At 40.1% G+C, this 21,818-nt stretch carries 20 protein-coding genes and 1 pseudogene; 15 read left to right on the top strand and 6 right to left on the bottom strand.

What is annotated here, in order from left to right:
* Positions 1-174 precede the first annotated feature (174 nt).
* Positions 175-2,562: a dynamin-like GTPase family protein gene (locus FD723_RS22620; RefSeq protein WP_179067366.1), complete on the bottom strand. Its 2,388-nt coding sequence runs from the start codon at positions 2,560-2,562 to the stop codon at positions 175-177.
* Positions 2,563-2,697: 135 nt separating this feature from the next.
* On the opposite strand from FD723_RS22620, the gene FD723_RS22615 reads away from it, so the two are divergent.
* Both FD723_RS22615 and FD723_RS22610 read left to right on the top strand, forming a co-directional pair.
* The gene (locus tag FD723_RS22615; protein WP_179067365.1) at positions 2,698-3,099 is read left to right on the top strand and encodes a PPC domain-containing DNA-binding protein; all 402 of its coding nucleotides are present in this window, start codon (positions 2,698-2,700) and stop codon (positions 3,097-3,099) included.
* Between the two features lie 477 nt (positions 3,100-3,576).
* Positions 3,577-3,981, top strand: coding sequence for a response regulator (locus tag FD723_RS22610; protein ID WP_179067364.1), 405 nt, complete (start codon positions 3,577-3,579; stop codon positions 3,979-3,981).
* Positions 3,982-4,211: 230 nt separating this feature from the next.
* On the opposite strand, the gene FD723_RS22605 is transcribed toward FD723_RS22610, so the two are convergent.
* From FD723_RS22605 to FD723_RS22595, 3 genes are all read right to left on the bottom strand, one after another.
* Positions 4,212-5,195 carry a polysaccharide deacetylase family protein gene (locus FD723_RS22605; RefSeq protein ID WP_179067363.1) on the bottom strand — a complete coding sequence of 328 codons (984 nt, stop codon included), beginning with the start codon at positions 5,193-5,195 and terminating at the stop codon, positions 4,212-4,214.
* 457 nt (positions 5,196-5,652) lie between these two features.
* The gene (locus FD723_RS22600; protein ID WP_179067362.1) at positions 5,653-6,537 is read right to left on the bottom strand and encodes an aspartoacylase; all 885 of its coding nucleotides are present in this window, start codon (positions 6,535-6,537) and stop codon (positions 5,653-5,655) included.
* The gene (locus FD723_RS22595; RefSeq protein ID WP_256874903.1) at positions 6,534-7,589 is read right to left on the bottom strand and encodes a glutathione S-transferase family protein; all 1,056 of its coding nucleotides are present in this window, start codon (positions 7,587-7,589) and stop codon (positions 6,534-6,536) included. Before FD723_RS22595 ends, FD723_RS22600 begins: the two co-directional genes overlap by 4 nt.
* Before the next feature lie 505 nt (positions 7,590-8,094).
* On the opposite strand from FD723_RS22595, the gene FD723_RS22590 reads away from it, so the two are divergent.
* From FD723_RS22590 to FD723_RS22575, 4 genes and pseudogenes are all read left to right on the top strand, one after another.
* Entirely contained in the window at positions 8,095-8,289 is a 195-nt protein-coding gene (locus tag FD723_RS22590) for a DUF4360 domain-containing protein (protein ID WP_179067361.1), read from the top strand.
* A gap of 47 nt (positions 8,290-8,336) precedes the next feature.
* Positions 8,337-9,245: a transposase family protein gene (locus FD723_RS22585; protein WP_179064638.1), complete on the top strand. Its 909-nt coding sequence runs from the start codon at positions 8,337-8,339 to the stop codon at positions 9,243-9,245.
* 172 nt (positions 9,246-9,417) lie between these two features.
* A pseudogene (locus FD723_RS43905) lies at positions 9,418-9,820 on the top strand (DUF4360 domain-containing protein); the annotation flags it as partial.
* Between the two features lie 225 nt (positions 9,821-10,045).
* A complete protein-coding gene (locus FD723_RS22575; RefSeq protein ID WP_179067360.1) occupies positions 10,046-10,531 on the top strand; it encodes a hypothetical protein in 486 nt (161 codons plus the stop codon).
* A 392-nt stretch (positions 10,532-10,923) separates the two neighbouring features.
* On the opposite strand, the gene FD723_RS22570 is transcribed toward FD723_RS22575, so the two are convergent.
* Both FD723_RS22570 and FD723_RS22565 read right to left on the bottom strand, forming a co-directional pair.
* A complete protein-coding gene (locus tag FD723_RS22570; protein WP_179067359.1) occupies positions 10,924-11,163 on the bottom strand; it encodes a hypothetical protein in 240 nt (79 codons plus the stop codon).
* A 147-nt stretch (positions 11,164-11,310) separates the two neighbouring features.
* Entirely contained in the window at positions 11,311-11,826 is a 516-nt protein-coding gene (locus tag FD723_RS22565; protein WP_179069236.1) for a BsuBI/PstI family type II restriction endonuclease, read from the bottom strand.
* Positions 11,827-12,121: 295 nt separating this feature from the next.
* On the opposite strand from FD723_RS22565, the gene FD723_RS22560 reads away from it, so the two are divergent.
* The 9 genes from FD723_RS22560 (at position 12,122) to FD723_RS22520 (ending at position 21,649) form a co-directional block, all read left to right on the top strand.
* Positions 12,122-13,147 carry a D-glycerate dehydrogenase gene (locus FD723_RS22560; protein WP_179067358.1) on the top strand — a complete coding sequence of 342 codons (1,026 nt, stop codon included), beginning with the start codon at positions 12,122-12,124 and terminating at the stop codon, positions 13,145-13,147.
* A 446-nt stretch (positions 13,148-13,593) separates the two neighbouring features.
* The gene (kdpA, locus tag FD723_RS22555; protein ID WP_179067357.1) at positions 13,594-15,339 is read left to right on the top strand and encodes a potassium-transporting ATPase subunit KdpA; all 1,746 of its coding nucleotides are present in this window, start codon (positions 13,594-13,596) and stop codon (positions 15,337-15,339) included.
* A gap of 152 nt (positions 15,340-15,491) precedes the next feature.
* Positions 15,492-17,633, top strand: coding sequence for a potassium-transporting ATPase subunit KdpB (gene kdpB, locus FD723_RS22550; RefSeq protein ID WP_179067356.1), 2,142 nt, complete (start codon positions 15,492-15,494; stop codon positions 17,631-17,633).
* Positions 17,634-17,639: 6 nt separating this feature from the next.
* Positions 17,640-17,906, top strand: coding sequence for a potassium-transporting ATPase subunit F (locus FD723_RS22545; RefSeq protein WP_179067355.1), 267 nt, complete (start codon positions 17,640-17,642; stop codon positions 17,904-17,906).
* Positions 17,906-18,544, top strand: a complete 639-nt coding sequence (gene kdpC / locus FD723_RS22540; protein WP_179067354.1) for a K(+)-transporting ATPase subunit C — start codon at positions 17,906-17,908, stop codon at positions 18,542-18,544. Before FD723_RS22545 ends, kdpC begins: the two co-directional genes overlap by 1 nt.
* A gap of 345 nt (positions 18,545-18,889) precedes the next feature.
* The gene (locus tag FD723_RS22535; protein ID WP_179069235.1) at positions 18,890-19,186 is read left to right on the top strand and encodes a TrkA C-terminal domain-containing protein; all 297 of its coding nucleotides are present in this window, start codon (positions 18,890-18,892) and stop codon (positions 19,184-19,186) included.
* Between the two features lie 50 nt (positions 19,187-19,236).
* Complete coding sequence (locus tag FD723_RS22530) at positions 19,237-19,635, top strand: hypothetical protein (RefSeq protein WP_179067353.1); 399 nt, start codon at positions 19,237-19,239, stop codon at positions 19,633-19,635.
* Between the two features lie 199 nt (positions 19,636-19,834).
* Positions 19,835-20,089: a hypothetical protein gene (locus tag FD723_RS22525; RefSeq protein ID WP_179067352.1), complete on the top strand. Its 255-nt coding sequence runs from the start codon at positions 19,835-19,837 to the stop codon at positions 20,087-20,089.
* A 99-nt stretch (positions 20,090-20,188) separates the two neighbouring features.
* Positions 20,189-21,649: a hypothetical protein gene (locus FD723_RS22520; protein WP_179067351.1), complete on the top strand. Its 1,461-nt coding sequence runs from the start codon at positions 20,189-20,191 to the stop codon at positions 21,647-21,649.
* Positions 21,650-21,818: the final 169 nt, after the last annotated feature.

Raw genomic sequence — 21,818 nt, 5'->3', positions numbered from 1 at the left:
CTAATACTCCCCTAAAAAAGTTTTAAATTCAACCCGATCTTAATAAATTTAAGAAAATAGAATATTTATAAATCAAAGATAAAGTAGGGGGCAAACTAAATATATTTAAATTATTAAATATATTTACCCCCTAAGTACTTTCTCGTAATATTTTTTAAAGGGTCATCTGGATTTCTATATAAAACCTGTATTACCAATTATGGGCAAAAGATTGTCATATAATTGCATCGCCTGTAAACAAGTATTAATACTAGAAGCGGCTGAATTATATGCGGCAATATTTTCTTCAACAATATTTAATAATTGGTGATTATTCGCAATTTTTTCTTCAGCTTCTTGTTCTAGTGTTTTCTCTAGATAAGCACGTGCCTGTGGATATTGTTGCAAAATCTCATCTGCTTGCTGATCTGCCATTGGTAACAACTGAGTTTTGAGCGTTTGGTTGATGGTTTGACGGAAAGATTTACGAATAGTTTGGGAAACTTTGGGTTCAAAATCTAACTTCAATAACTGTCTAATTGCTGGCTCTGCTTCTATGATACTTTCAGCATCGTAACCTTGAGAAGTTTGTAATAGAGTTTGGCGGAATTGATATATAGAAAAAGTGCCTTCATCGTAAAATCTGGGGCTTTCTCGCACAAAGCGATCGCACTCTACACTAGCTGCACTCACTAAGGCTTGATTAACTTGTTTTTCCAAACTTCTTATCTCTTGTTCAATGCCGCCATCATGATCTAATAAACGATACAATTGGCGATAATACTCTGACTTACGAATCTTTTCAATCAACCGCTGAAAATAATTTGCAACTACCTGCTGAGAAGATTCAACCAAAATATCTTCTAATTGATTTGCTAAGTAATAAAATGCCTCTACTAAAATAGCAATTAAAGGTGCAGTAGCGTTGCGGGGATGGCTGATGGTTGCACGTCGATAAGCATAAGCTACAGAAAAAGTATCTAGCAATTCATCTAGACGGCGAATCATTCGTGATTGCAATTGCTTAAAATCTGCCTCAAAACTATCACAAGAATTATTAATTACCTGGTTAACTTCTTCTGTGATATGCTCACTAAATTCTTTCCCAATTTGTTGGAGTTGCTGATTTAGTCCTTGCAATTCTTGCGCCTTCATCGTCTCAATTTCTTGAGGTTGACTATCTAAATTGCGTTGGACACTCTGATAATGTTTCTTCAGTTTAATACAAATATCTTCCAAGTCATCAGCAAGATTTTTAAATAATTGTGGTCGCTTTTCTTCGGTAAGATAGCGAGTAATTGCTGTCCGAAATTCTTCAGTCCCACTATCTTGAATTAGCTGTTGGATTAGTTCATTTCCCCAATCTCCCAAAATCCGCACATAATTTTGATTTGGGGTTTCAAAGCCATTCACAGAGACACGAAATTTAGTAGCAGACAATTTTCCTGAATTTACACAGTAGTTGTTAAACGCATAGACAAATTGTGGTGTTTCTTCTTTCCCATCTAAACCTTTAATACTTTCTGCAAAAACAGAGTCTAAACCAAATCTATCTTTTTGGCTTGTCTGTTTAATCTGACTGCCGTAAAATCCTAATAATCCACTAGTTTTATAAACCTTGCTGGAATTGTGAAACTGCCCGCTAATTAAATCGTCTAATCGCTGCCGTAGTTGGGTATTGTACCAAGTCTCATCAATGCGGTTGAAGATATAGAAGACGCGATCGCGTACTCCCCCATTCTCTCGCATTAATTCCAAAAGTTCGGTTTCTTCTTTTGTCATCTCACCCGCTGAGGCAGGCTTTAGCACACATACCACCGCTGAAGTATCAGGATGTTGAATTTTGGCATAAGTTAGCTGTGCATCCTTCTCTACTGGGGCATCGATACCAGGGGTATCAATAATTACATTTCCATCTCGCAGTAGTGGATGATTACAGTAATATTCTATTCGCTTCAACACGGCACTGTTACAACCACGACGGGCATATCCCGCCGCTTCCTTGAGATTGGAAAAATTAAATTGCTCCATTGAATATGTAGCATTAGTTACAGTGTTGATGCGATCGCGGTTTGCCCAATATCCCTGTAGCAACAACATTAACGCCTTTGCCTGTTTTGCACGTTCTGATTTACTCTCACCACCCTCCTGATGAATAATCGCTTCAGAATCTTCACGTAGCAAGTTAATTACATCAAGTTGGTTGATATTAGCGACTATTTTAAATTCTAGGTGCTGACACAAAGAAGCTACTTGTTCGCGAATCTCTGCTTCACTTAAAAAAGTTAAAACAACACGTTCTTTATCTACTTCTGCATACTCAATTTTGCATTCTGTCCCTGTAGCGTGTCCCTCTGCACTGTAGAGTAATTCCCTTTCTAAGAGTGCATTGATTAGCATTGATTTTCCAGCACTAAACGCACCTGCAAATACAATCTCAAACTTGGGAGAAATCGCTTTACTTAAAGAAGTTCGTACAGGTGTAATATCTTCAGAACGTAGGGTTGGTTCTTGTTGTAAAAGTTGTAATATAGATTCAACCTGCTCTTTCAAGTTTTTGCACTGAAGCGGAAAATCTAACATATTTGGCATCCTGATAATACTTATCTATATATTAGTAATATTTATTGTATTGATGGTTCAGTAAAAATCCTGATAATTTTTACGTGGTTTAATTGCTGGATATTACTTAAAAAACTAATTAATGACTATTGACTAATGAAAGTTTTTGCGATCAGATTGAAACCCCAGTACGATTTAAGACAAAGCTTAAAGAATTTTGTCAAACAGGAAGACATCAAAGCAGGATTTATATTAAGTGCCATTGGTAGCCTAGAAGCAGCAAAAATTCGCTTTGCTAATCAAGACGTTAGTACAGTGTTAACTGGAAAATTTGAAATCATCGCTCTCAACGGTACAATAGCAACTACAGGTGTGCATTTGCACATTGCTATTTCTGATCGAGAAGGCAAAACTATCGGCGGACATCTCGACGATGGATGTATTATTTACACAACTGCTGAAATAGTTATCGGTGCAAGTGAGAAATTTACTTTTAATAGAACTTTTGACCAAGAAACAGGTTATCAAGAACTAGAAGTTATACCTGATAATTTATGAATATATAGCAGTCCCAAATCATTAGACATCTCCGAAAAAAATGTAGAGACGTAGCACTGCTACGTCTCTACAAGGTTTCTGGGTAACGCATATTTAATTTCTGGAGGTGTCTATTCGTGAACAATAAGATCCCCAACAACTTTTACGAAGTGGGGGATCTGAGTCTCTCGATTTTCACCTTAATATTTATTAAACGAACCGCCAAGTATGCCAACGCGTAGCGTCTCGTAGAGAAGAGAGAAAGAGTAATTATTAAGTGCAAGCTTAGAGAGAATTGATACCAGAGTTATTGACTATCTATCTTTATAGATTGTTAAATACCACACAAATATTAACATTATGTAATCTACTAGACAGATACAATAGAAAATGGTTAAAAATTATTGCTAGCTACAAGATTGTTGTGCTTACGGCTAAAGTAAAACAAAATCTTTAAGTCGGCATTTGTTGTTAGACAAAATTAAAATGTAATTTGTTATGCAACCTTCTCTGCCTCTTGCTGGCTTAAATATTCTTGTAGTTGAAGATGATGATGATATTCGCTTTTTTATTACTACAGTATTAGAAGCAGATGGAGCCACCATTGTAGCAGTTCCATCAGCACCAGCAGCACGGGAAGTCTTACCCCAATTGCAACCTGATGTCTTAATTTGTGATATAGGTATGCCTGGCGAAGATGGCTACACTTTTATCCGAAAAATACGGGCGCTTAAGCCAGATATGGGTGGAAAAGTTCCAGCTATTGCCTTAACTGCTTATGGCGATAGCGAGAACCGGATTCGCGCTTTGGAAGCTGGATTTCAGACTCATGTATCTAAGCCAGTTTCTCCAGGAGAATTAGTTGAGATTGTGGCTAATTTGTTTGCTTCTTGTAATTGGTAATCGGCTCATATTTTTACCAAGTTGAGGAATGAAACCCAACATATTACAACGTTTGTTGGGTTTAACTTTGTTTCACCCAACTACTAAGGGACTAACAATTAAAAAAATATCCAATTAACTCTTGTGAGGTGGGCATCTTGCCCGCCCAGTCTATAAAGTTGACAAGATACCCACCCCACCATATTGGATAATTTATTTCTTGGATTTCCCTAATATTCTTAACTGCCTCCTCATCTCTTTTGAGGTACTAATACAGGTAGTTGACGGGCACCTGCTACAAATTTGGCGTGTTGTCCAACAGTCACAACATTAAACTGACTGGATATAATTTCTAAACTTTTGTTCACGATTGCCAGCTTTTTGTAAGTAGGGACACTCATGCCAGGAAAGAATGATAATTCTGGCACATCCTCTTGACTGATAAAGTCTGTGGGATGGAGTAGCAAAGAAGGCTGGACGCGTGTAAGTTTACACAGCCACAGGGCAATTCGCAGGTAGATTAACGCCAATTCCGAAGAAAATGTACTCAGAAACATGATGTAACTGAAGTGAATTGGCACTTTAAAAATTGGCATGGTGGTAACGGGAATCTCTGTTAGTTTATCCTTACCAAGATGCCATTGATAAGGTTTTAGAGGCTGCAAACCCTCTTTAAAACCACCAAAAAGTGCTTCCCTTTTCTTACGCTCTTCTTTGCTTAATTTACAGGTTATTAAATAATAAGCTCGTGCTATTGGCCCCAAAAATGTGGGAAAAGTTGAAGCATCATATTCGTATCCCCGTCGTGCTAGAACTTTTAATACTGCTGGAGAAAAACTGTATCCTGGCCCTCGAAAACCGATAGGATGTTGATGAGTGACGCGTTTGATATGTTGTTCGGCCAGGGCCACTTCTTCTTCAATTTCATTCTCTGAATACAGATGTAGCCAAGGATCGTGATAAAATGAATGATTGCCAATCTCGTGACCGGCATTAGCGATCGCTTGTATAGCCTTAGTATTCTTTTCTAGCGCTGCATCCTGACCTACAATAAATACTGTGATTGTCAAATCCCATTGTTGAAGAATATCTAAGAAACGAGGCACTGCAATATCTAGGTAAGAGGGAAAAGTCTCCCAACCCGAAGCGCCCTGATTTTTTAAATAAGACCAAATATTATCCAAGTCTAAAGAAAGACTGGCTATTGGTCTGTTTCCTTTTTGCTTGGTTTTCATTATGAGTTCAAGTATTTGGACAATTTTAAACGTAAATATAGTCTTAGATTTAGTTGGTATCAGTAAAGTTTTATACTTTTAACCTGAGATTTATTCAGTGTAAAACTCATGTCAAAAATGTTTACTGCTTCTGAACTTTAACAACAGTATTTTGCGGCTGTAGTCTATAGTAGACATCGCCGAGATGAGTGTCCCATATTTATAAAGAAATTCTGCTTCTCTGAAAATATTCCGGGTGAATTTAGATAATAATTTTCTTTCTAGCGCTCCTTTGACTCGACTCGATCAGTTTTTCGGACAACTTTTTACCCTCATACTTAAGTACTGGTAATTAATATATCATAACTAAGATACATTTCAACTTATACAAGCAAGTTTTAGCAAGTAATGATTTGGGTGTTGAGTTTATACAATCGCCTGAAATCAAAAGCAATCATACAAAAATTTGATTCACATCTTAGATATTGATTTGCTGCTTCTGGGTCAAACACATTGCAATTCCTTTTTCGTAGTAAGCTGCTTCATTAATAAAAATCGGCCAAACGGTAGATGCACCCTCATAAACAATTGTTTTACCATTAAAGGCTATAAAAATCGGATCTCCTGGATTCAAGGCTTGATAATCATTATCCTGAAGTTCTGGATGAATCATCCCAAAGATTGTCCCATCAGATTTTTTTGGGTAGTCCACAGTTGATAAGTGGTCATAGAGAGTCAAGGTTTCGTTATTTGATCGGATTTCACCCTGGTTAAACTGTTCTAGATAGTCTAGAAGCGCGTGAACAAGTTCTTCTGTTTGTTGGAATAGTGTTGCTTTTAAGACACCTTGGGCAATTGGGCCAACCTCGAATGCAAAGCCTAATTCGCACAGAGAATTTACAAATGGGTTTTCTTCAACAGATTGAAAAGAGCAACGATAAATTCTAACCAAAGGATTAATCTGGCTCAGATAAGCAGCCAATTTCAAGTTTAAGGGATGACTGTTTACCAAAATAATTGTCAAACCCATATTAGCTGTACTGCTGTGCAAGTCTAAGATGAAATCTGCTTGTTTATCCCCATTTGATATTAGAGTGTCCTGAATTAACTTAGCTTGCAATTCTTCGTAACTTTTCAGAGTCGAATCTTGTAAGTCTTGCTTGAGAAAACAGCGATTTAAATCTTTCTCTACATATCGCCTTGCTGCAGCAAAAGCATTGGGATTTGCTAACAGTGTGACTGTCTCAAAACTCGATCTAGTAATTAAATCAGGAAACTGGGCAAATTTATGGACTAAGTAGGCTCCTGTAAACTCATTGCCATGAGTTCCACCGACAATTGCAACCCGATTAATCTGATTCATGAAGCATTCACCTTGCCAATGCGATCGCGATCGTGTGGTTGATTAAGATAGGACATATCAGGGCCATTGGGGATAATTCCGCCGGGATTGAGTGGGAATAGGTTTCCGTAGTAGTCTCGCTTCACAGTTTCTACGTCGCAAGTGTCAGCCACACCGGGAAGCTGATACAAGTCACGTAGATAAGCTCCGAGATTCTGATAGTCTCGAATTCGCTGCTTATTGCATTTAAATAGCCCATAGTAGGCACTATCAAACCGAAATAATGTTGTAAATAACCGCACATCTGCAAGTGTCAAATGTTCACCGCAGAGATAGCGATTAGCCTGCAATGCAAGTTCAATCTCATCGAGAGTTGCGAACAGTTCGTTACAGGCTTGATTGTATGCTTCTTGAGTCTGGGCAAAGCCGCAGCGATACACACCATTATTTACCGCGTGATAAATCTTTTCATTCCACCAGTCAATTTTCTCTTTAAGTTCTTCTGGGTAGAGATTTAGCGTCGGATTGTTGGCGAACTCGTTAAACTCAGAGTTCAGCATGACGATAATCTCTGAACTCTCATTATTAACAATAGTTTTTGTTTCGTTATCCCATAGTACTGGCACTGTAGAGCGCCCACTGTAGCCCGGTTCTGCCTTCTGATAAAATTCAGCCAGTGTGCGACAACCTTCTTCTTCTTCGTTAAATATCCAACCGCCTTCAATGGGAGAAGGAGAGACTATACATACTGATATTACGGCTTCGAGTTTTTTGAGCGATCGCACAACCAAAGTTCGATGTGCCCAAGGACAGCCCAGCCCAACATAGAGTTTGTAGCGCCCCGTTGCTGGTGGGTGTGGATTCCCTGACTCTGTGCCGATGAACTTGCGAAACTGGCTATTAGGACGAATATATGCTCCCGACTGATTGCGAGGAGCAAGGTTTGACATCATTATCTGCCACATACTCGTCCAGACAAACTTTCCTAGCCAGATAATCAGCTTGGGAGGAAGCGACTTGCCTTTCTTCTTGGGGAGCTTCTTTTTATCATCCATTGGAGTTGAGTTAGTCATGGCGACAATTTTACTTTGGGAGCGATCGATGTTACCAGGTAGGAGTCAGCCACACTAAGACTATGAAAAAGAGGTATTAATCTCAATTGGTGGTGAAAGATAAGTCCTAACAAAAAACAATCCAAGGGATAATAACTCTTTTCTTGATCTTTAATTAGCATACTGTTTGGCACTCCCATAATTTTTTCAGTAATTCTAGTTTGGGTAGCTAACAGAATAAGAATATTGTAGCAAGAATATTGTAGCAAGAATATTGTAGCGATAGAGTGCTTGTAAGCTTTCCATTTTGACTTAGTGAGTTAGAGAGCATAATAGCTATTACCTTTCGATACCCATATTACTCTCTAAATCATAGATAATTGAAAGCAACTAAATTTGAGATTTCTGTAACGATTTGAAAGCTCTCAGTACAACTTATACAATCTACATCTAATTCAACCATGATTTCCAACAGCAGAATGTCACTGTAAATAAATCTGATTAGTTCATTTGTGATCAAAAAGTTATGAAATTTGTAAAAGTATTTCTTGCTGCTGTTACATTCATTACTACTTCAGTTAGCCCCGCCTTTGCTGATGCCAAAGTTGAAATTTTAGGTGCAAGCTATGGTGGTAGCGGTTGCCCCAATGAATCCGCCAGTGTAAGCGTTAGCCCCGATGGTCAAGAGCTAACCATTCTATTAGACTTATCCTTAATATAAACAAAGTGGGATAATAAAAAACGGAGTAAAAATTATATGTAGATAATATGACAAACCCTTTAGCAAGAATTGAATCACATCCCCACGAAGCAAAACGATTAATAGGGATTAATTATGACCAGTTTTTAGCATTGGTATCCTTAGCGGAAAAAAGGCATAGAGAGAAACAAGCAGAAATTGAAAAAAATAAAGTTCGGATTATTGCCAAGGGAGGCGGACGCAAACCAGAGATGTCACCGAAAGAAGGAATATGCTTGTGTCTAGTTTACCTCAGACAAAAACCAATTTTTGAAATTTTAGGGTTACTCTTTGATATTTCCAAAACAAAAGCGAATGATGCTTTTAACTATTGGGTAGATATTTTGAGAGAAATTTTACCAGCATCTCAAATAGAAGAAGCGTCAGTAGATAGTCAAAAATATCAAGAATTGCAGCAAATGCTGTCCGAGTATGAATTAATTGTTGATAGTGCAGAACAGGCTACAGCGAGACCTGTAGACTATCAAGAACAAAAAAGATATTACTCTGGTAAGAAAAAAATGCATACTCTAAAAAACCAGTTTATTGTCTTACCAGGTGGTGAAGATATTGTAGATATCTGTGTGGGAATGCTGGGAAAAACAAGTGATATTAATTTATTTCGAGATACTCGGAATAAATTTGCTGACTCACAAAGGTTTATAGGTGATAAGGCTTATATTGGAGATGATGCCATTACCACACCTCATAAGAAACGAAAGAATACAGAAATTTCGGAATTCCAAAAACAAGAGAATAAACAACTTTCGTCTCGCAGAATTGCCGTTGAACACATGATATGTCGGGTAAAAATATTTCGAGTAGCCTCGGAAAAATTCCGTCTCGCTCGTCATCGATATAGTCAGGTAATTCTGGCAGTTTGTGGGCTGATTAGGTTAAGACTTAATCGCTTAGTATCCTTAACCATTAATACTTAATTTTTTATCCTGAAATTGATTTCATCGTTTTGTACTTTTTACTCTAATTTTAATTTTTTGTCTCAGAATGCCGCCAAACACCTATTTTCTCGTAGAGTAAGATAGCGATCGCCTATTCAATCTGAATTGCTCAAACCCATTCACAGTAAGCATTTACGTTTTGCGGATAAGTCTATTTGACAAGTTTGCAGCCATCGGGAATGTCTCAGCACAAAGGCGAAAAAGTTGTAATTTGAGCATTCCGATCAAATTACCCCAAGGCTTTCAAATTTCCCTCTATGATGCTGATTATCGGGGCTATGTTGCTCCCGCAACCACTGGCAGACTAAGGGCAGAGTACTTTTTTGCGGAACCGAGGCCCAGTTTTTTCTCGGACTTTCCGTGGCGAAACTGATTATAACGTTCGAGATAGTTTAGCGACCGTAGCTAATGTTTGGTCAGCCTGTGGCGACAGTGTAAATATGCGGGTGAATGCTGCGATGACCGCCAGTGGTGCTGGGATGGCCACCATTGACTCCATTGATCTCGCTCACCGTGGTTTGGTTTATCACATCAAACATCGCACCTGCCGCTAGTGCTCGGCTAACCCTATGTTGGTCGCTAAGAGCGAACGGGTAACGCTCGTGACCTTGATGACTCCCTAACGCTGCGCTTCTCTACGAGAGGCTTTGCCAACGCCAACGCGCACCACGCAACTAAATTCAGGAATCAAACCAAATTCCTATATAAGATTAAACCTTTTGAGCGATGAAGGAGTCTAATTTTTAAATGGGTTTAGATTTTCTACTTAACTCCAAACTATGATGACGCGTAAAATCAGTTCGATTGGCATCTTGACTGGATTGCTAACAGTTTCTCTGAGTCATGGCATTGCTTTGGGAGATATTTCTGGCAAGCACCCCTATTATCTCCATGCACGTAGTGACCTGCGTAAAGCTGAAATACTGCTGCAACATTCTGATGAATCCAATGTTGTCCAGGAAACAAAAATAGCATATCAAAACGTTCATAACGCGATTAGAGAGATTGATAGAGCAGCAGTTTATGATCGTAAAGATGTAGATGATAATCCGCCAGTTGATAATTCCATAGCACATCTAGATAGGTTACGTGCTATTTATAAACTGTTGCGGAGTGCGGAGAAAGATATATCCAAAGAAGAAGATAACCGTTCTGCTGTCGGTTTACGTAACAGAGCAGAAGCTAATATTAATCAAGCCAAGCGTCGTATAGAGATTGCTGTTAGTAGAGATGTGGTCGATGATTTGCGTAATGATAGATATTAAATCAAGTCATTAAATCAAGTCAATAATATCTAGCAGTATTTGAATGCAAATTTAGGGTTCAGCTGGGAATCGCACTTACAGCTATCTCAGCTAAACCCGAAAAACAGTTTCAAAACTTTGGGCTTGCGATCTCGCCTAATTCCAGCATCAAGTCAATATCACTAGTACAACACGGCATAAATAAACCACCCATTTAAAATAGCCAAAAAGCTTACAAAATAAGCATTTTTTCTTTTTACTTTTGCCTTATTATACTAGTTGTAAAAAAGGAGAATAAAATATTGATGATTTCAATAGGAATAGGTACTGCGGACGCTAAGAATTCCGGCTCTTGACGTTACTTTACTGTGAGTGACTGTACCTCGCTGGAATTCTTAATTTTTTAGGCTTGTTCATGCTTTGAGAACAAAATAAACGTCAGTATCTTTGTCGATTAATCCCACAGTCCATAAATCGGATATCATGCAATGCTCATCATCTAGCTTAATCATTAAGTTGGAATCACATCCACTTCTTTGATACTCCTGTTCAGTGAAGAATAAACCACCTCTTTTAATTTCCCAATACTTTAAAGGGATTTTAAATACTTTAAAGCTTCTGGTAAATAAAACCGTTGTAGATAGGTTACTCATTTTCCCACCTCTTACCTTAACTCTTTTACTATGACATCCAAATGACATCATGGCAATATTTAAGACTTGTATTTATCTCCGTATTTTCTCTTAGTCTTGTTCAAAAATCAAATAGGAGTCCTATATCTGAATCAACTTAAAAATAGTTTATTCCGTTTCAGAATCTCTATCTACTTTGTAAGCCTGTAATAAATATTCTCCATTGAAGTGAATGAGATGAGTAGAATCTTCCGCAACCCAAACATCGGTTTCCCAAGCAATTTCAGCCAAATACTCCACCATCGCTTTCCGACTTAAAAAGGTTGTTACCATGACAAGGGGAATTTTTATATTAGCAAAGATAATTTCAAGTTCTTTCTTTCGTTTAGGGTTAATTGGCCCATGAGAAGTTACAGCTTCAATTAAAACTAGCCAATCATTTTTTAGATGGTGGATAATCATATCAGGCATTTTACCATGAGAATCGATAGTAACACCTAAATCTCTCAATGCCACTTCATTGAAATGCGCGAATTTTTCATCTGTATCACCAATATAAATCAGTTTTCCTCCAGGTGTAAAACGTTCTGCAAAGTCTTTAATAATCTTTTCGAGCAGAATATTCTGTCCACCTGGCGATAGAGTTTTCACCTCTCCTTCAATCACTATCGGAATACGTATCATCACTAAAAGCCTCCTGTCTGGATTCAAAAAGATGTATCTGGTCTAAAGCCATCATTTCCAAAAACATTCTGCGGAAGTCTCTAAAATATGGCCCATTACAGAAACTACGCGACAAGCTTTTGAATTCCAACGGCTTGTGATGAGTGTCTGTAAACTCTCTACTGGTTGATTGGAACATCACGGCTCATTTTCACATAACAAAAATCAACTTTATCAGGTTTTGAATTTACGCCATGATATTTTAAGGAGAACTGATGCAAGAAGCGTCCCTTTATCCAAAAATTATTTCAAAACTATGCTTCAGGCTAAAGTCTTCGTTACTCGTCGTCTACCCATCGAATTAGAGCAACTGCGATCGCTTGCCATTGTCGAAGTTTGGCCAGAACGTCAACCCCCTCCCTACGAAATTTTACTAGAAAAGGTGAAGGAAATAGATGGATTGCTATGTCTGCTGACTGACCCAATCGATCGGCAACTCATCAAGTCTGGAAAACTCAAAGTCATCAGTCAAATGGCGGTGGGTTACGATAACATTGACATTGCCGCCGCGACGGCACGGCAAATTCCCGTCGGTAATACTCCTGGGGTGTTAACCGATGCTACCGCAGATTTTGCCTGGGCATTACTAATGGCAGCTGCACGGCGAGTAGTGGAGGCAGATCGGTTTACCCGTGCAGGTTTGTGGCAGACTTGGGAACCAGATTTGTTATTGGGGCCAAATGTTACGGGTGCAACCTTGGGAATTGTTGGTTTTGGGCGAATTGGACAAGCAGTTGCGCGTCGTGCCAAAGGGTTTGAAATGCGTATTTTGTATACGAGTAGGCAACGATGCAGCCCAGAATTAGAACAATCTTTAGGTGTGGAGTTTGCTACGTTAGAACACTTACTGCAAGAATCTGATTTTGTGACACTGCATACACCATCGAATGATGATACTTATCATTTAATTAGCGATCGCCAATTTGAAATGATGAAGCGATCGGCTATTTTAATTAACACGGCGCGGGGAACGATTGTAGATCCAAATTCTCTGTATCGTACCCTTGCCAGTGGTCAAATTGCTGCTGCGGCTGTAGATGTCACCGAACCCGAACCGATTCCCAGCGATAGCCTATTGTTAACCTTAGATAATCTAATTATTGCACCTCATATTGGCAGTGCCAGCCGTCAAACGCGCTCAAAAATGGCAACAATGGCGATCGCTAATTTAATCGCGGGATTGAGGGGCGATCGCTTGGCTAATTGTGTCAACCCTGAAGTTTATGAGAAGAATTCAGAACTCAGGAGTCAGAATTTAGCAAAGAGCGATGAGAATTCGTAGAGTGTGCGTAAGTCTTAATTAAATCTAAGCAATATTCAAATAATCAGTTGACTTTTTCGCCAAATAACTGTTTATTTACTATCTGATTAGATTTCTATACTTGCAGATATATATTCAACTAAATAATCTATATACCTCGATATACAAGAGCTACCTAACTCATATATCTTAGTTTAAATATTAAGTTATACCTTGTTTTCTGACAAAAAAAGTTCCATCATTGATATCAAAAGCACATCAATAGATGATGAGTAGTGCTTTGAAGATAGGAGAAATTTGCACGATTAACACCGATACTGAGTACTTATTCGGCAATTATTCAGATAAATTTGGCTCAAGGTTTTGGCATCTAACATGTTAATATACTTCATTTATTTTTGTGAATCATGAAAGAAAAATATCTAATAACCATCTCAACTTTACTCATGTCGGAGTTGAACTAACTCATGTTACAAGGATGGATTCAAATTGCATTAACGCTACTAATTATAGTAGCGATTACTCCCTTCTTTGGGAGATATATAGCGCGTGTATTCCTAGAGCAAAGAACTTTTCTCGACGTGATTTTGAATCCGGTTGAGCGAGTGCTTTACTCTTTGGTTGGCGTTCCAACTCAAGAAAATATGACGGGTTGGCAGTATGCGCGAGCAATCCTGTACAGCAATGTAGTCATGGGGTTGCTGATTTTCTTCCTCATAGCCAATCAGGGATGGCTACCGCTTAACCCAACCAAGATAGATGCCCCAACTTGGGACACCATAGTACATACCACTATTTCCTTTATTACTAATACCAACCAGCAGCATTATTCTGGTGAAACCTACTTGAGCTACGGTAGTCAAATGTTGGGGCTGGGCTACCACATGTTCACCTCAGCGGCAACAGGTATTGCAGTCGCGATCGCCTTTATTCGAGGGTTGACGGGTAGACCTTTGGGTAACTTTTATGTAGACCTAATTCGCTCGATTACCCGAATTTTGCTGCCGATTAGTATTGTCGGCGGCATCATCTTTATTGCCCTTGGTGTGCCAGAAACCTTAGCTGGGCCAGCAGTATTTCCGACCTTAGAAGATCCTAATATCAGTCAGGCGATCGCTCTTGGCCCAGTTGCCCACTTTGAGATTATCAAACAGCTAGGCGAGAATGGCGGCGGCTTTTTTGCCATCAACTCGGCACACCCTTTTGAAAATCCCAACGGATTTTCTAATTTAATTCAGATTGTGGCCATGCTTTCGATTCCCACATCCCTAATTTATACTTATGGGTTGTTTGCAAATAACACCAAACAAGCCTGGTTACTCTACGGGATGGTGGGTATAATTTTTATCGGATTTCTGATTGTCACCGCCATTGGAGAATATAACGGTAATCCGGCTGTAAATACGCTTTTGGGCAGTCAGCAACCGAACCTAGAGGGTAAAGAAGTCCGCTTTGGTTGGGCAGAATCCGTGCTGTTTGCGGTAAGTACAACTGGTACTATGTGCGGTGCTGTCAACAGTTTCCACGACTCCTTCATGCCCGCAGGCGGTTTTATATTTCTCTCGAATATGTTTCTGCAAATTATGTGGGGTGGACAGGGTACAGGAACAGCTTACCTGTTTGCCTATAGCATCTTAGCGGTATTCGTCACAGGTTTGATGGTGGGACGCACCCCAGAATTTCTGGGACGCAAGATTGAAAAGCGTGAAGTCGTCCTGGCTAGCTTCTTGATTTTGCTAGTTCATCCTATCGCCATTTTGATTCCAGGGGGAATCGCCTTAGCTTTTCCTGACCAATTGGCAGGGATTAGTAATCCTGGCTTTCATGGCTTTTCTCAAGTTATCTATGAATATGCCTCAGCTGCGGCTAACAACGGTTCTGGGTTTGAAGGTTTAGGCGATTCACAACCCTCTCCCTTGGCGATCGCAACTGGTACAAAAACTACCGTAACCGCCCTCTGGTGGAACCTAAGCACCTGCTTCAGCCTCTTAGCCGGACGCTATGTACCAATCATCGGTCTACTGCTGCTAGCGGATAGCATGTCCCGCAAGCAAGCTGTTCCCTACACAACCGGTACATTGCGAACCGACACCGGACTATTTACAGGCGTCACCGCAGGCGTAATTTTAATCTTGGGCGCACTCACATTCTTCCCAGTGCTGGCATTGGGGCCCATCGGTGAAGCCTTTTTTATCGGCAAAGGTATCGGGTAGAGAATGGGGGATGAGGGAGATGAAAAAGCAAGGGAGCAGGGAGCTAGGGAGAAGAATTTTCCCCCTGTCCCCAGCACCCCGCCCCTCTGCCTCTTCTCCATCCCAAATCCCCAATCCCTAATCCCCAATTCCCAATCCCTAAAATTTAATCTATGCCAACTACTACTGATTCTCCTTCATCCCGGATTCCATCTGGAACTCGTGACTCGCGCAAGCATACTCCCAAAGCTGATTTACAGGGACTTTACCAAAGAGCAGTTCGTGAGTCATTTATCAAGCTCGATCCTCGAATTACTGTCAGAAACCCAGTTATGTTTGTTGTTTGGGTAGGGACAATTGTCACCTTTCTTGTCACCCTTAACCCAAATCTATTTGGCACAATTCAGGCAGATATCAACCAACAACGCCTCTTAAATGGGTTGATTACCTTCATTCTCTTTTTCACACTCCTTTTTGCAAACTTTGCTGAAGCCGTGGCGGAAGGACGCGGTAAAGCACAGGCTGATTCACTGCGATCGACGCGATCGGACACGATCGCTAACAAAATCCTCCCTGATGGTTCCATAGTAAAAGTCAGTTCTACGGAACTGCGACGGGGCGATATAGTTCAGGTGGTGGCAAATAACATGATTCCCGCCGATGGGGATGTCATTAAAGGTATTGGTTCAGTGGATGAGTCGGCTATTACTGGGGAATCTGCCCCTGTACTAAAGCAACCAGGTACAGATATTGCCAGTTCGGTGACAGGAGGTACACGCTTACTTTCCGACGAGTTGACGATTCGCATTAGTGCCGATCCTGGTCAAGGCTTTATCGATCGGATGATTGCTTTGGTAGAAGGGGCACAACGCACCAAGACACCCAACGAAATTGCCTTGACGGTATTGCTAGCAGTACTAACACAGGTGTTCTTGATTGTAGTGTCAACCATTCCCCCCTACGTGGGCTATATTGCCACCTTTATCAGCACAGCCTTTGGTCCTGAGGCGGGAAACAGTTTGCGTACAGGTGCTAGCGTTGCCATTCTCATCTCCCTACTGGTAGCTTTGATTCCCACAACGATCGGTGGTTTGCTCAGTGCGATCGGGATTGCGGGGATGGACAGAGTTGCCCAATTTAATGTTATTGCGACCTCTGGTAGAGCGGTAGAAGCCTGCGGTGACATTAACACCTTAGTGCTAGATAAGACAGGCACTATCACACTGGGTAATCGGATGGCTGACGAGTTTATTCCTCTAAATAACCACTCACTAATAGACGTGGCGCGAGTCTCCCTAGCTGCTAGCTTGTTTGACGAAACGCCAGAAGGCAAATCAATTGTGATACTAGCAGAAAAGTCCCAGGCTGGGGTAGATTTCAATATCGATAAAGCCGAAGGTGTGGAATTTTCTGCAAAAACCCGGATGAGTGGTACGAATTTACCTGATGGCAGACAAATTCGGAAAGGGGCGGTAGATGCCATTAAGGGGTTTGTCCGTTCTCGTGGCGGCCAGGTTCCTGATGATATAGATGCAGCTTATGAGCGAGTTTCCCGGTTAGGAGGTACACCCTTAGCTGTCTGCCAAAATGACGATATTTATGGGGTTATCTACCTTAAAGATATTGTCAAACCTGGACTGCGGGAACGGTTTGACCAACTCCGCCGTATGGGTGTTCGCACCGTTATGCTGACAGGTGACAACCGAATTACGGCTTCGGTAATTGCCGAAGAGGCTGGGGTGGATGATTTCATTGCTGAAGCGACTCCAGAAGACAAAATTGAGGTGATTCGCTCGGAACAATCTCAGGGTAAGCTGGTAGCAATGACTGGAGATGGTACTAATGATGCGCCTGCCCTCGCTCAAGCAAACGTGGGTGTGGCAATGAACTCTGGGACGCAAGCTGCTAAAGAAGCTGCTAACATGGTGGACTTAGACTCTGACCCCACGAAGTTAATTGACTTAGTAACCATAGGTAAACAGTTGCTAATTACTCGTGGCGCATTGACAACATTCTCCATCGCTAACGACATTGCCAAGTATTTTGCCATCATTCCCACAATCTTTGCTGCGGCTGGCATCGGCGCACTGAATATTATGGGATTAAAGAGTGCCCAATCTGCGATTATCTCGGCGCTGATTTACAACGCCCTGATTATTCCCGCATTAATTCCGCTAGCACTCAAAGGGGTGAAGTTCTTACCTTTAACAGCAGATCAACTGCTACGTCGCAACATCTTGATATATGGCCTTGGCGGCATCATTGCTCCCTTCATTGCCATCAAACTGATAGATATTATCCTACCTTTGTCTTAATTTACTATGAAACCTGTTCATCTCCGCCGCGCAATCGCTGCCCAAGTATTAGAAGAAATAACTGAAATCTGGTATCAATGGCGTAGACAAAAGCTACCACTGTATTTGTTCCTGGCGATGTGTTTCAACCTAGTGGTTGCGCCTATGGTCTATGCCGCGACTGGTGAAGAACTTTCCCGCAGTCAATCTTGGGGATTGGGATTGTTAGGACTGACGACGCTAGGGCTTTCCATCTATTTATTCTTTGTAATGTTTGTACCGGAGAAATTCTAATGAGTTTTGCACGCGAAGCTAGTAGAGCTATTCGTTCTACCTTGGTACTCTGGGTAATTGGAGCAATTATTTATCCTTTTGCGATGATTGCCATTGGGCAGATTGTGTTTCCGTTTCAAGCAAATGGTAGTCTACTAAAAAATAGCGCCGGTCAAGTTGTGGGTTCTGCCTTAATTGGTCAACCTTTTACTAGCGATCGCTATTTTAACAGCCGTCCTAGCACCACCAGCTACAGCACAGCCGATCCCAAAAAGGATGATGGGGGAGTTTTGAAAACCGGGGTTTCCGGTGCTAGTAACTTGGCTCCCAGTAATCCCGCATTGCTGGAACGCATCAAAGGTAAAGATGACCCCGACCCCAGCAAAAAAATTGAAGGTGACTTGAATCGTCTGAAAAAAGCAGGTGTGCAACCCACTGGCGATTTAGTCTACACCTCTGCTTCCAGCCTTGACCCCCACATTACCCCGGAAGCTGCGATCGCGCAAATTGCACGAGTAGCCAAGGCGCGGGGAGTTCAACCGAATCAACTGGAAACTTTGATTTCTCAAAATACCGATGGCCGCTTTCTCGGCATCTTTGGCGAACCTGGGGTTAATGTTTTAAAGCTGAATTTAGCTCTCGATCAGATTAAGGGATAAACGCAGATTACTTAAAGCTATTTTCAGTTAAATAGACCACGCACGCGGTAGGGGCACAGCAATGCTGTGCCCTTACGACTGTTCCACAGCAGTCCACCACATCAACATTGCAGGGTAAAATCCTTCTCTCTTCCTCTGTATTCTCTGCGCCTCTGCGGTTCGTTATTTAACTAAAAGCTCTTAGTTTATATCATAACTATATCTCTAAATATAGACCTAATTAACTAATAAATAAACATAATAATATTTGTTTAATACATATTATATATCTTGAAAATATATCTACAGAAAAACATATTTTTATTTAAAATATTGGACAATATTATTAGAGTTAAAAAATGTTTTATGCTAGAAAATAAAAAAGTTTTAGATCCAAGCCTACTTGGTGTTTTTATCGAAGATAATAGCATCTACTGCGGTCTTTATTTAACTGAAATCCAATTACCTGAGCGATGCGTTTTTGTAGGGATTTTAAGAGAGATTCAAGTAATCTCAGCAACAGAGAATCCAACTATTTTTGCTGGAGACTACGTTTTAGCAATAGCAACCCATTCCATGATGGTTCCCGCTCTCAAAGTAACTCTCAAGAAAATTCATTCTGTTTACTATTCTCTCAACAATTGTTTGTTGGAATCTGTTTAATTTAGATGAATTTTACTGAATATGAGTTCGATTAACAAAAGGTTTTTAATATGCATACTTCGGAAATTTTCCGACTTGATGTATCTGCCCAAAAAAGTGTTAGCCAGTCCACTCTTCTTGAAGCTAACTTGGCAAAGATCACACAGAATGATACAAAACCACAGAACGGAGACATCCCCTTCGTAGCAGTGTTTTTGGCTCATATTTCCTTCATGATTGTTTGGGCAATGATCGTTTATCTCGTTTCATCTTTCTGCAAAGCACTAGAAGATCCCCCAGATAATACGGCACAAGAGAAAGATGAAATAGTAAGAATCAAACATTTACAGCAATATCCCTGTGAAAACTGCCATTTTTTTAACAACAACCGTTATCTAAAGTGTGCAGTACAGCCAGCTATTGCTCTAACAAAACAAGCACTCAATTGCTCTGATTACAGTCCTGAATAGGTGAGTTTTCCGCGCTTCGTCATCCTTCTTATCATACAAGCAACCTGTACCCGCCTCAATTGCCAGCTTCAAAAAACAATGATATCCAGAGCCGTAATTATATCAATCTCTGTGAAACAGTATTACCAAATAGGATTATATCAGGTCGCTGCAATCAACTATCTAATAGCAACTCAGGTTTTTCATCAGGAGTAAATTAATGTCACAGCCCAATTATGAAGATAAACATAGTTTTCTCTATCCTCGCGATCGCTACCACGGTAAATTTCAGCCAAATAACTTAGTATTTAATGCAAACCTCCAAGAATTTTCTCAAAGAGTTAGTTACATTACTAGTTTAGAAACTGGTGGAAAACTATCTCCAGAAGAAGCATTCAACAAAATTGCAGCACTCTGGAAACAGTTGGAAGATAGCAAAAATAAGCTGGAAATTGGTAGCGATTTATCGGTTTAATTGAGTTTACTCATTCTGGATGCAACGATTAGTAAGCTGATCACCCTGAAATAGAGTTTGAATTGTTAAAAATTTACTTGAAAAACCTGAACAAATTTTATGAAACAGAAAGAAACGGTATTTGTTATTCCGACTCATCGACTGAGAGATGTAGCACAGACTATCGAAAAGTACGATGAGAATTTCCGGTCAAATGGTCATGCTGTAAAAATTATCGTCTTTGATGATTCTAGCATTGCCAACCATGAGAAATATTACCCGCTTTTAGAGCAGACTAAGACAGTTAATGATGTGTTTTATGTCGGGCCCCAAGAGAAAGAGCAATTTATTACATTTTTAAACGAAAGACTGCGCGATCGCAAGCTAGAATCACTAGTCAAAAACCTATTCCGACCAAGTTATGGAGGAAATCGCAATTTCACGCTGATGTATACCCTTGGTCATTTAATGGTTAGTGCCGATGACGATATGCGGCCAGATGCATTAATCGAAACTAGCCCAGAATCTTTATCAGGTGATGAAATATGTCGAGGAAAATTAATCAAGTCCAACCAACAAGGTGGCTACGTCCATAAATCTTTTGACTTACTCACAGCTTTTGGTGATGTTCTCGGTCAAAAAGCCAGCCATGTACCAGAAAACTTCGAGGCTGGAGAATTGGTTCTTGATACAGCAATGGATTTAGAAACTAACACAACCAAAGGTTACTTTCGAGAGAACAGCCTCTTATTACAACCAGGGAAAGTATTAAATAATGCCATCGTCAAGATTGCCCAAACTTTTCGCACAGGAACTAATGATATCGATACACTTGATTTTATTCACATGTATCTCAATGATGAGAACCAAATTAGTCCAAATGACCTAAATGATTTTTATATTCTTACTAATTTCCGACCTGTTATTACTAACAAAAACTGGAGAATGGATTGTGGAGTCGCTGGATATGACAATCAGCTAGGTTTACCACCATTTTTTCCAACTCGACTCAGATTTGAAGATTATATCTATAGAATTTGGATACAGCAAGAGGGCATTGTGGCTGCACACGTTGATGCTGTCCAAAACCATATTAGAAATAACTATATGCGTAATCCTCTCGCTAGTGAACTCTTTAACGAGGAAATATGCAGCCTCCTCAAAAGGAAGATTAAAAGCAGTGTTTATCATCTTGATGACTTGGGAATCAAGTTTGATTACTCTGGCGAAGTAACATTGCAAGACTCTGAGGAAATTCTGGAAAAAATTGCTGCTATCCACAGACAGGTAATCAAAGCCTCAATATCTGCCCAGAATGAAGAACGTAAACTGTCTCTTCAATTATTTGCTGAGAATTTATCGAGAGTATTTTATGGATTTGAACCAGACTTTTTCCAGCAAAACGTTTCCAGAATTATTGATGATGTCATTAGCCAATTTCACGGTTCTCTAGAAATATGGCCAACTCTAGTGGAAATCTGTTACTTTTACAAAGACAAAAAAGACTTACCACAAATTAGGGTTAAAAACAAGAAGGTAAAATCTAGAAATGGCACAAAATCGAGCGAAATTCTCGTATAAATGTGACCTTTGGCAAACAAGCCATTATTCATGCGGGAAAATTTTCTTAAACCCTTTCTTTTTGAAGATGTGCCTATAGAACTTAATCCAGATCCCCGACTTCTTCAAGAAGTCGGGGATCTAATCTTTCACGAATGATTTAGGATTGCTATATGTGCTAGCTAATTGA

This window comes from Nostoc sp. C052 (assembly GCF_013393905.1).
In the GTDB taxonomy this organism is placed as follows: Bacteria; Cyanobacteriota; Cyanobacteriia; order Cyanobacteriales; family Nostocaceae; genus Nostoc.
This window is presented reverse-complemented; position numbering and strand designations above follow the sequence as displayed.

Excerpts from the sequence above, each read along its gene's own strand:
- FD723_RS22575 (WP_179067360.1), top strand. The coding sequence starts at position 10,046 with ATGATGACGCGTAAAATCAGTTCGATTGGCATCTTGACTGGATTGCTA.
- FD723_RS22605 (WP_179067363.1), bottom strand. The coding sequence starts at position 5,195 with ATGAAAACCAAGCAAAAAGGAAACAGACCAATAGCCAGTCTTTCTTTA.
- FD723_RS22565 (WP_179069236.1), bottom strand. The coding sequence starts at position 11,826 with ATGATACGTATTCCGATAGTGATTGAAGGAGAGGTGAAAACTCTATCG.
- FD723_RS22595 (WP_256874903.1), bottom strand. The coding sequence starts at position 7,589 with ATGACTAACTCAACTCCAATGGATGATAAAAAGAAGCTCCCCAAGAAG.
- FD723_RS22610 (WP_179067364.1), top strand. The coding sequence starts at position 3,577 with ATGCAACCTTCTCTGCCTCTTGCTGGCTTAAATATTCTTGTAGTTGAA.
- kdpA (WP_179067357.1), top strand. The coding sequence starts at position 13,594 with ATGTTACAAGGATGGATTCAAATTGCATTAACGCTACTAATTATAGTA.
- kdpB (WP_179067356.1), top strand. The coding sequence starts at position 15,492 with ATGCCAACTACTACTGATTCTCCTTCATCCCGGATTCCATCTGGAACT.
- FD723_RS22570 (WP_179067359.1), bottom strand. The coding sequence starts at position 11,163 with ATGAGTAACCTATCTACAACGGTTTTATTTACCAGAAGCTTTAAAGTA.
- FD723_RS22600 (WP_179067362.1), bottom strand. The coding sequence starts at position 6,537 with ATGAATCAGATTAATCGGGTTGCAATTGTCGGTGGAACTCATGGCAAT.
- FD723_RS22590 (WP_179067361.1), top strand. The coding sequence starts at position 8,095 with ATGAAATTTGTAAAAGTATTTCTTGCTGCTGTTACATTCATTACTACT.
- FD723_RS22545 (WP_179067355.1), top strand. The coding sequence starts at position 17,640 with ATGAAACCTGTTCATCTCCGCCGCGCAATCGCTGCCCAAGTATTAGAA.
- FD723_RS22560 (WP_179067358.1), top strand. The coding sequence starts at position 12,122 with ATGCTTCAGGCTAAAGTCTTCGTTACTCGTCGTCTACCCATCGAATTA.
- FD723_RS22535 (WP_179069235.1), top strand. The coding sequence starts at position 18,890 with ATGCTAGAAAATAAAAAAGTTTTAGATCCAAGCCTACTTGGTGTTTTT.
- FD723_RS22530 (WP_179067353.1), top strand. The coding sequence starts at position 19,237 with ATGCATACTTCGGAAATTTTCCGACTTGATGTATCTGCCCAAAAAAGT.
- FD723_RS22525 (WP_179067352.1), top strand. The coding sequence starts at position 19,835 with ATGTCACAGCCCAATTATGAAGATAAACATAGTTTTCTCTATCCTCGC.
- FD723_RS22585 (WP_179064638.1), top strand. The coding sequence starts at position 8,337 with ATGACAAACCCTTTAGCAAGAATTGAATCACATCCCCACGAAGCAAAA.
- FD723_RS22615 (WP_179067365.1), top strand. The coding sequence starts at position 2,698 with ATGAAAGTTTTTGCGATCAGATTGAAACCCCAGTACGATTTAAGACAA.
- kdpC (WP_179067354.1), top strand. The coding sequence starts at position 17,906 with ATGAGTTTTGCACGCGAAGCTAGTAGAGCTATTCGTTCTACCTTGGTA.
- FD723_RS22520 (WP_179067351.1), top strand. The coding sequence starts at position 20,189 with ATGAAACAGAAAGAAACGGTATTTGTTATTCCGACTCATCGACTGAGA.
- FD723_RS22620 (WP_179067366.1), bottom strand. The coding sequence starts at position 2,562 with ATGTTAGATTTTCCGCTTCAGTGCAAAAACTTGAAAGAGCAGGTTGAA.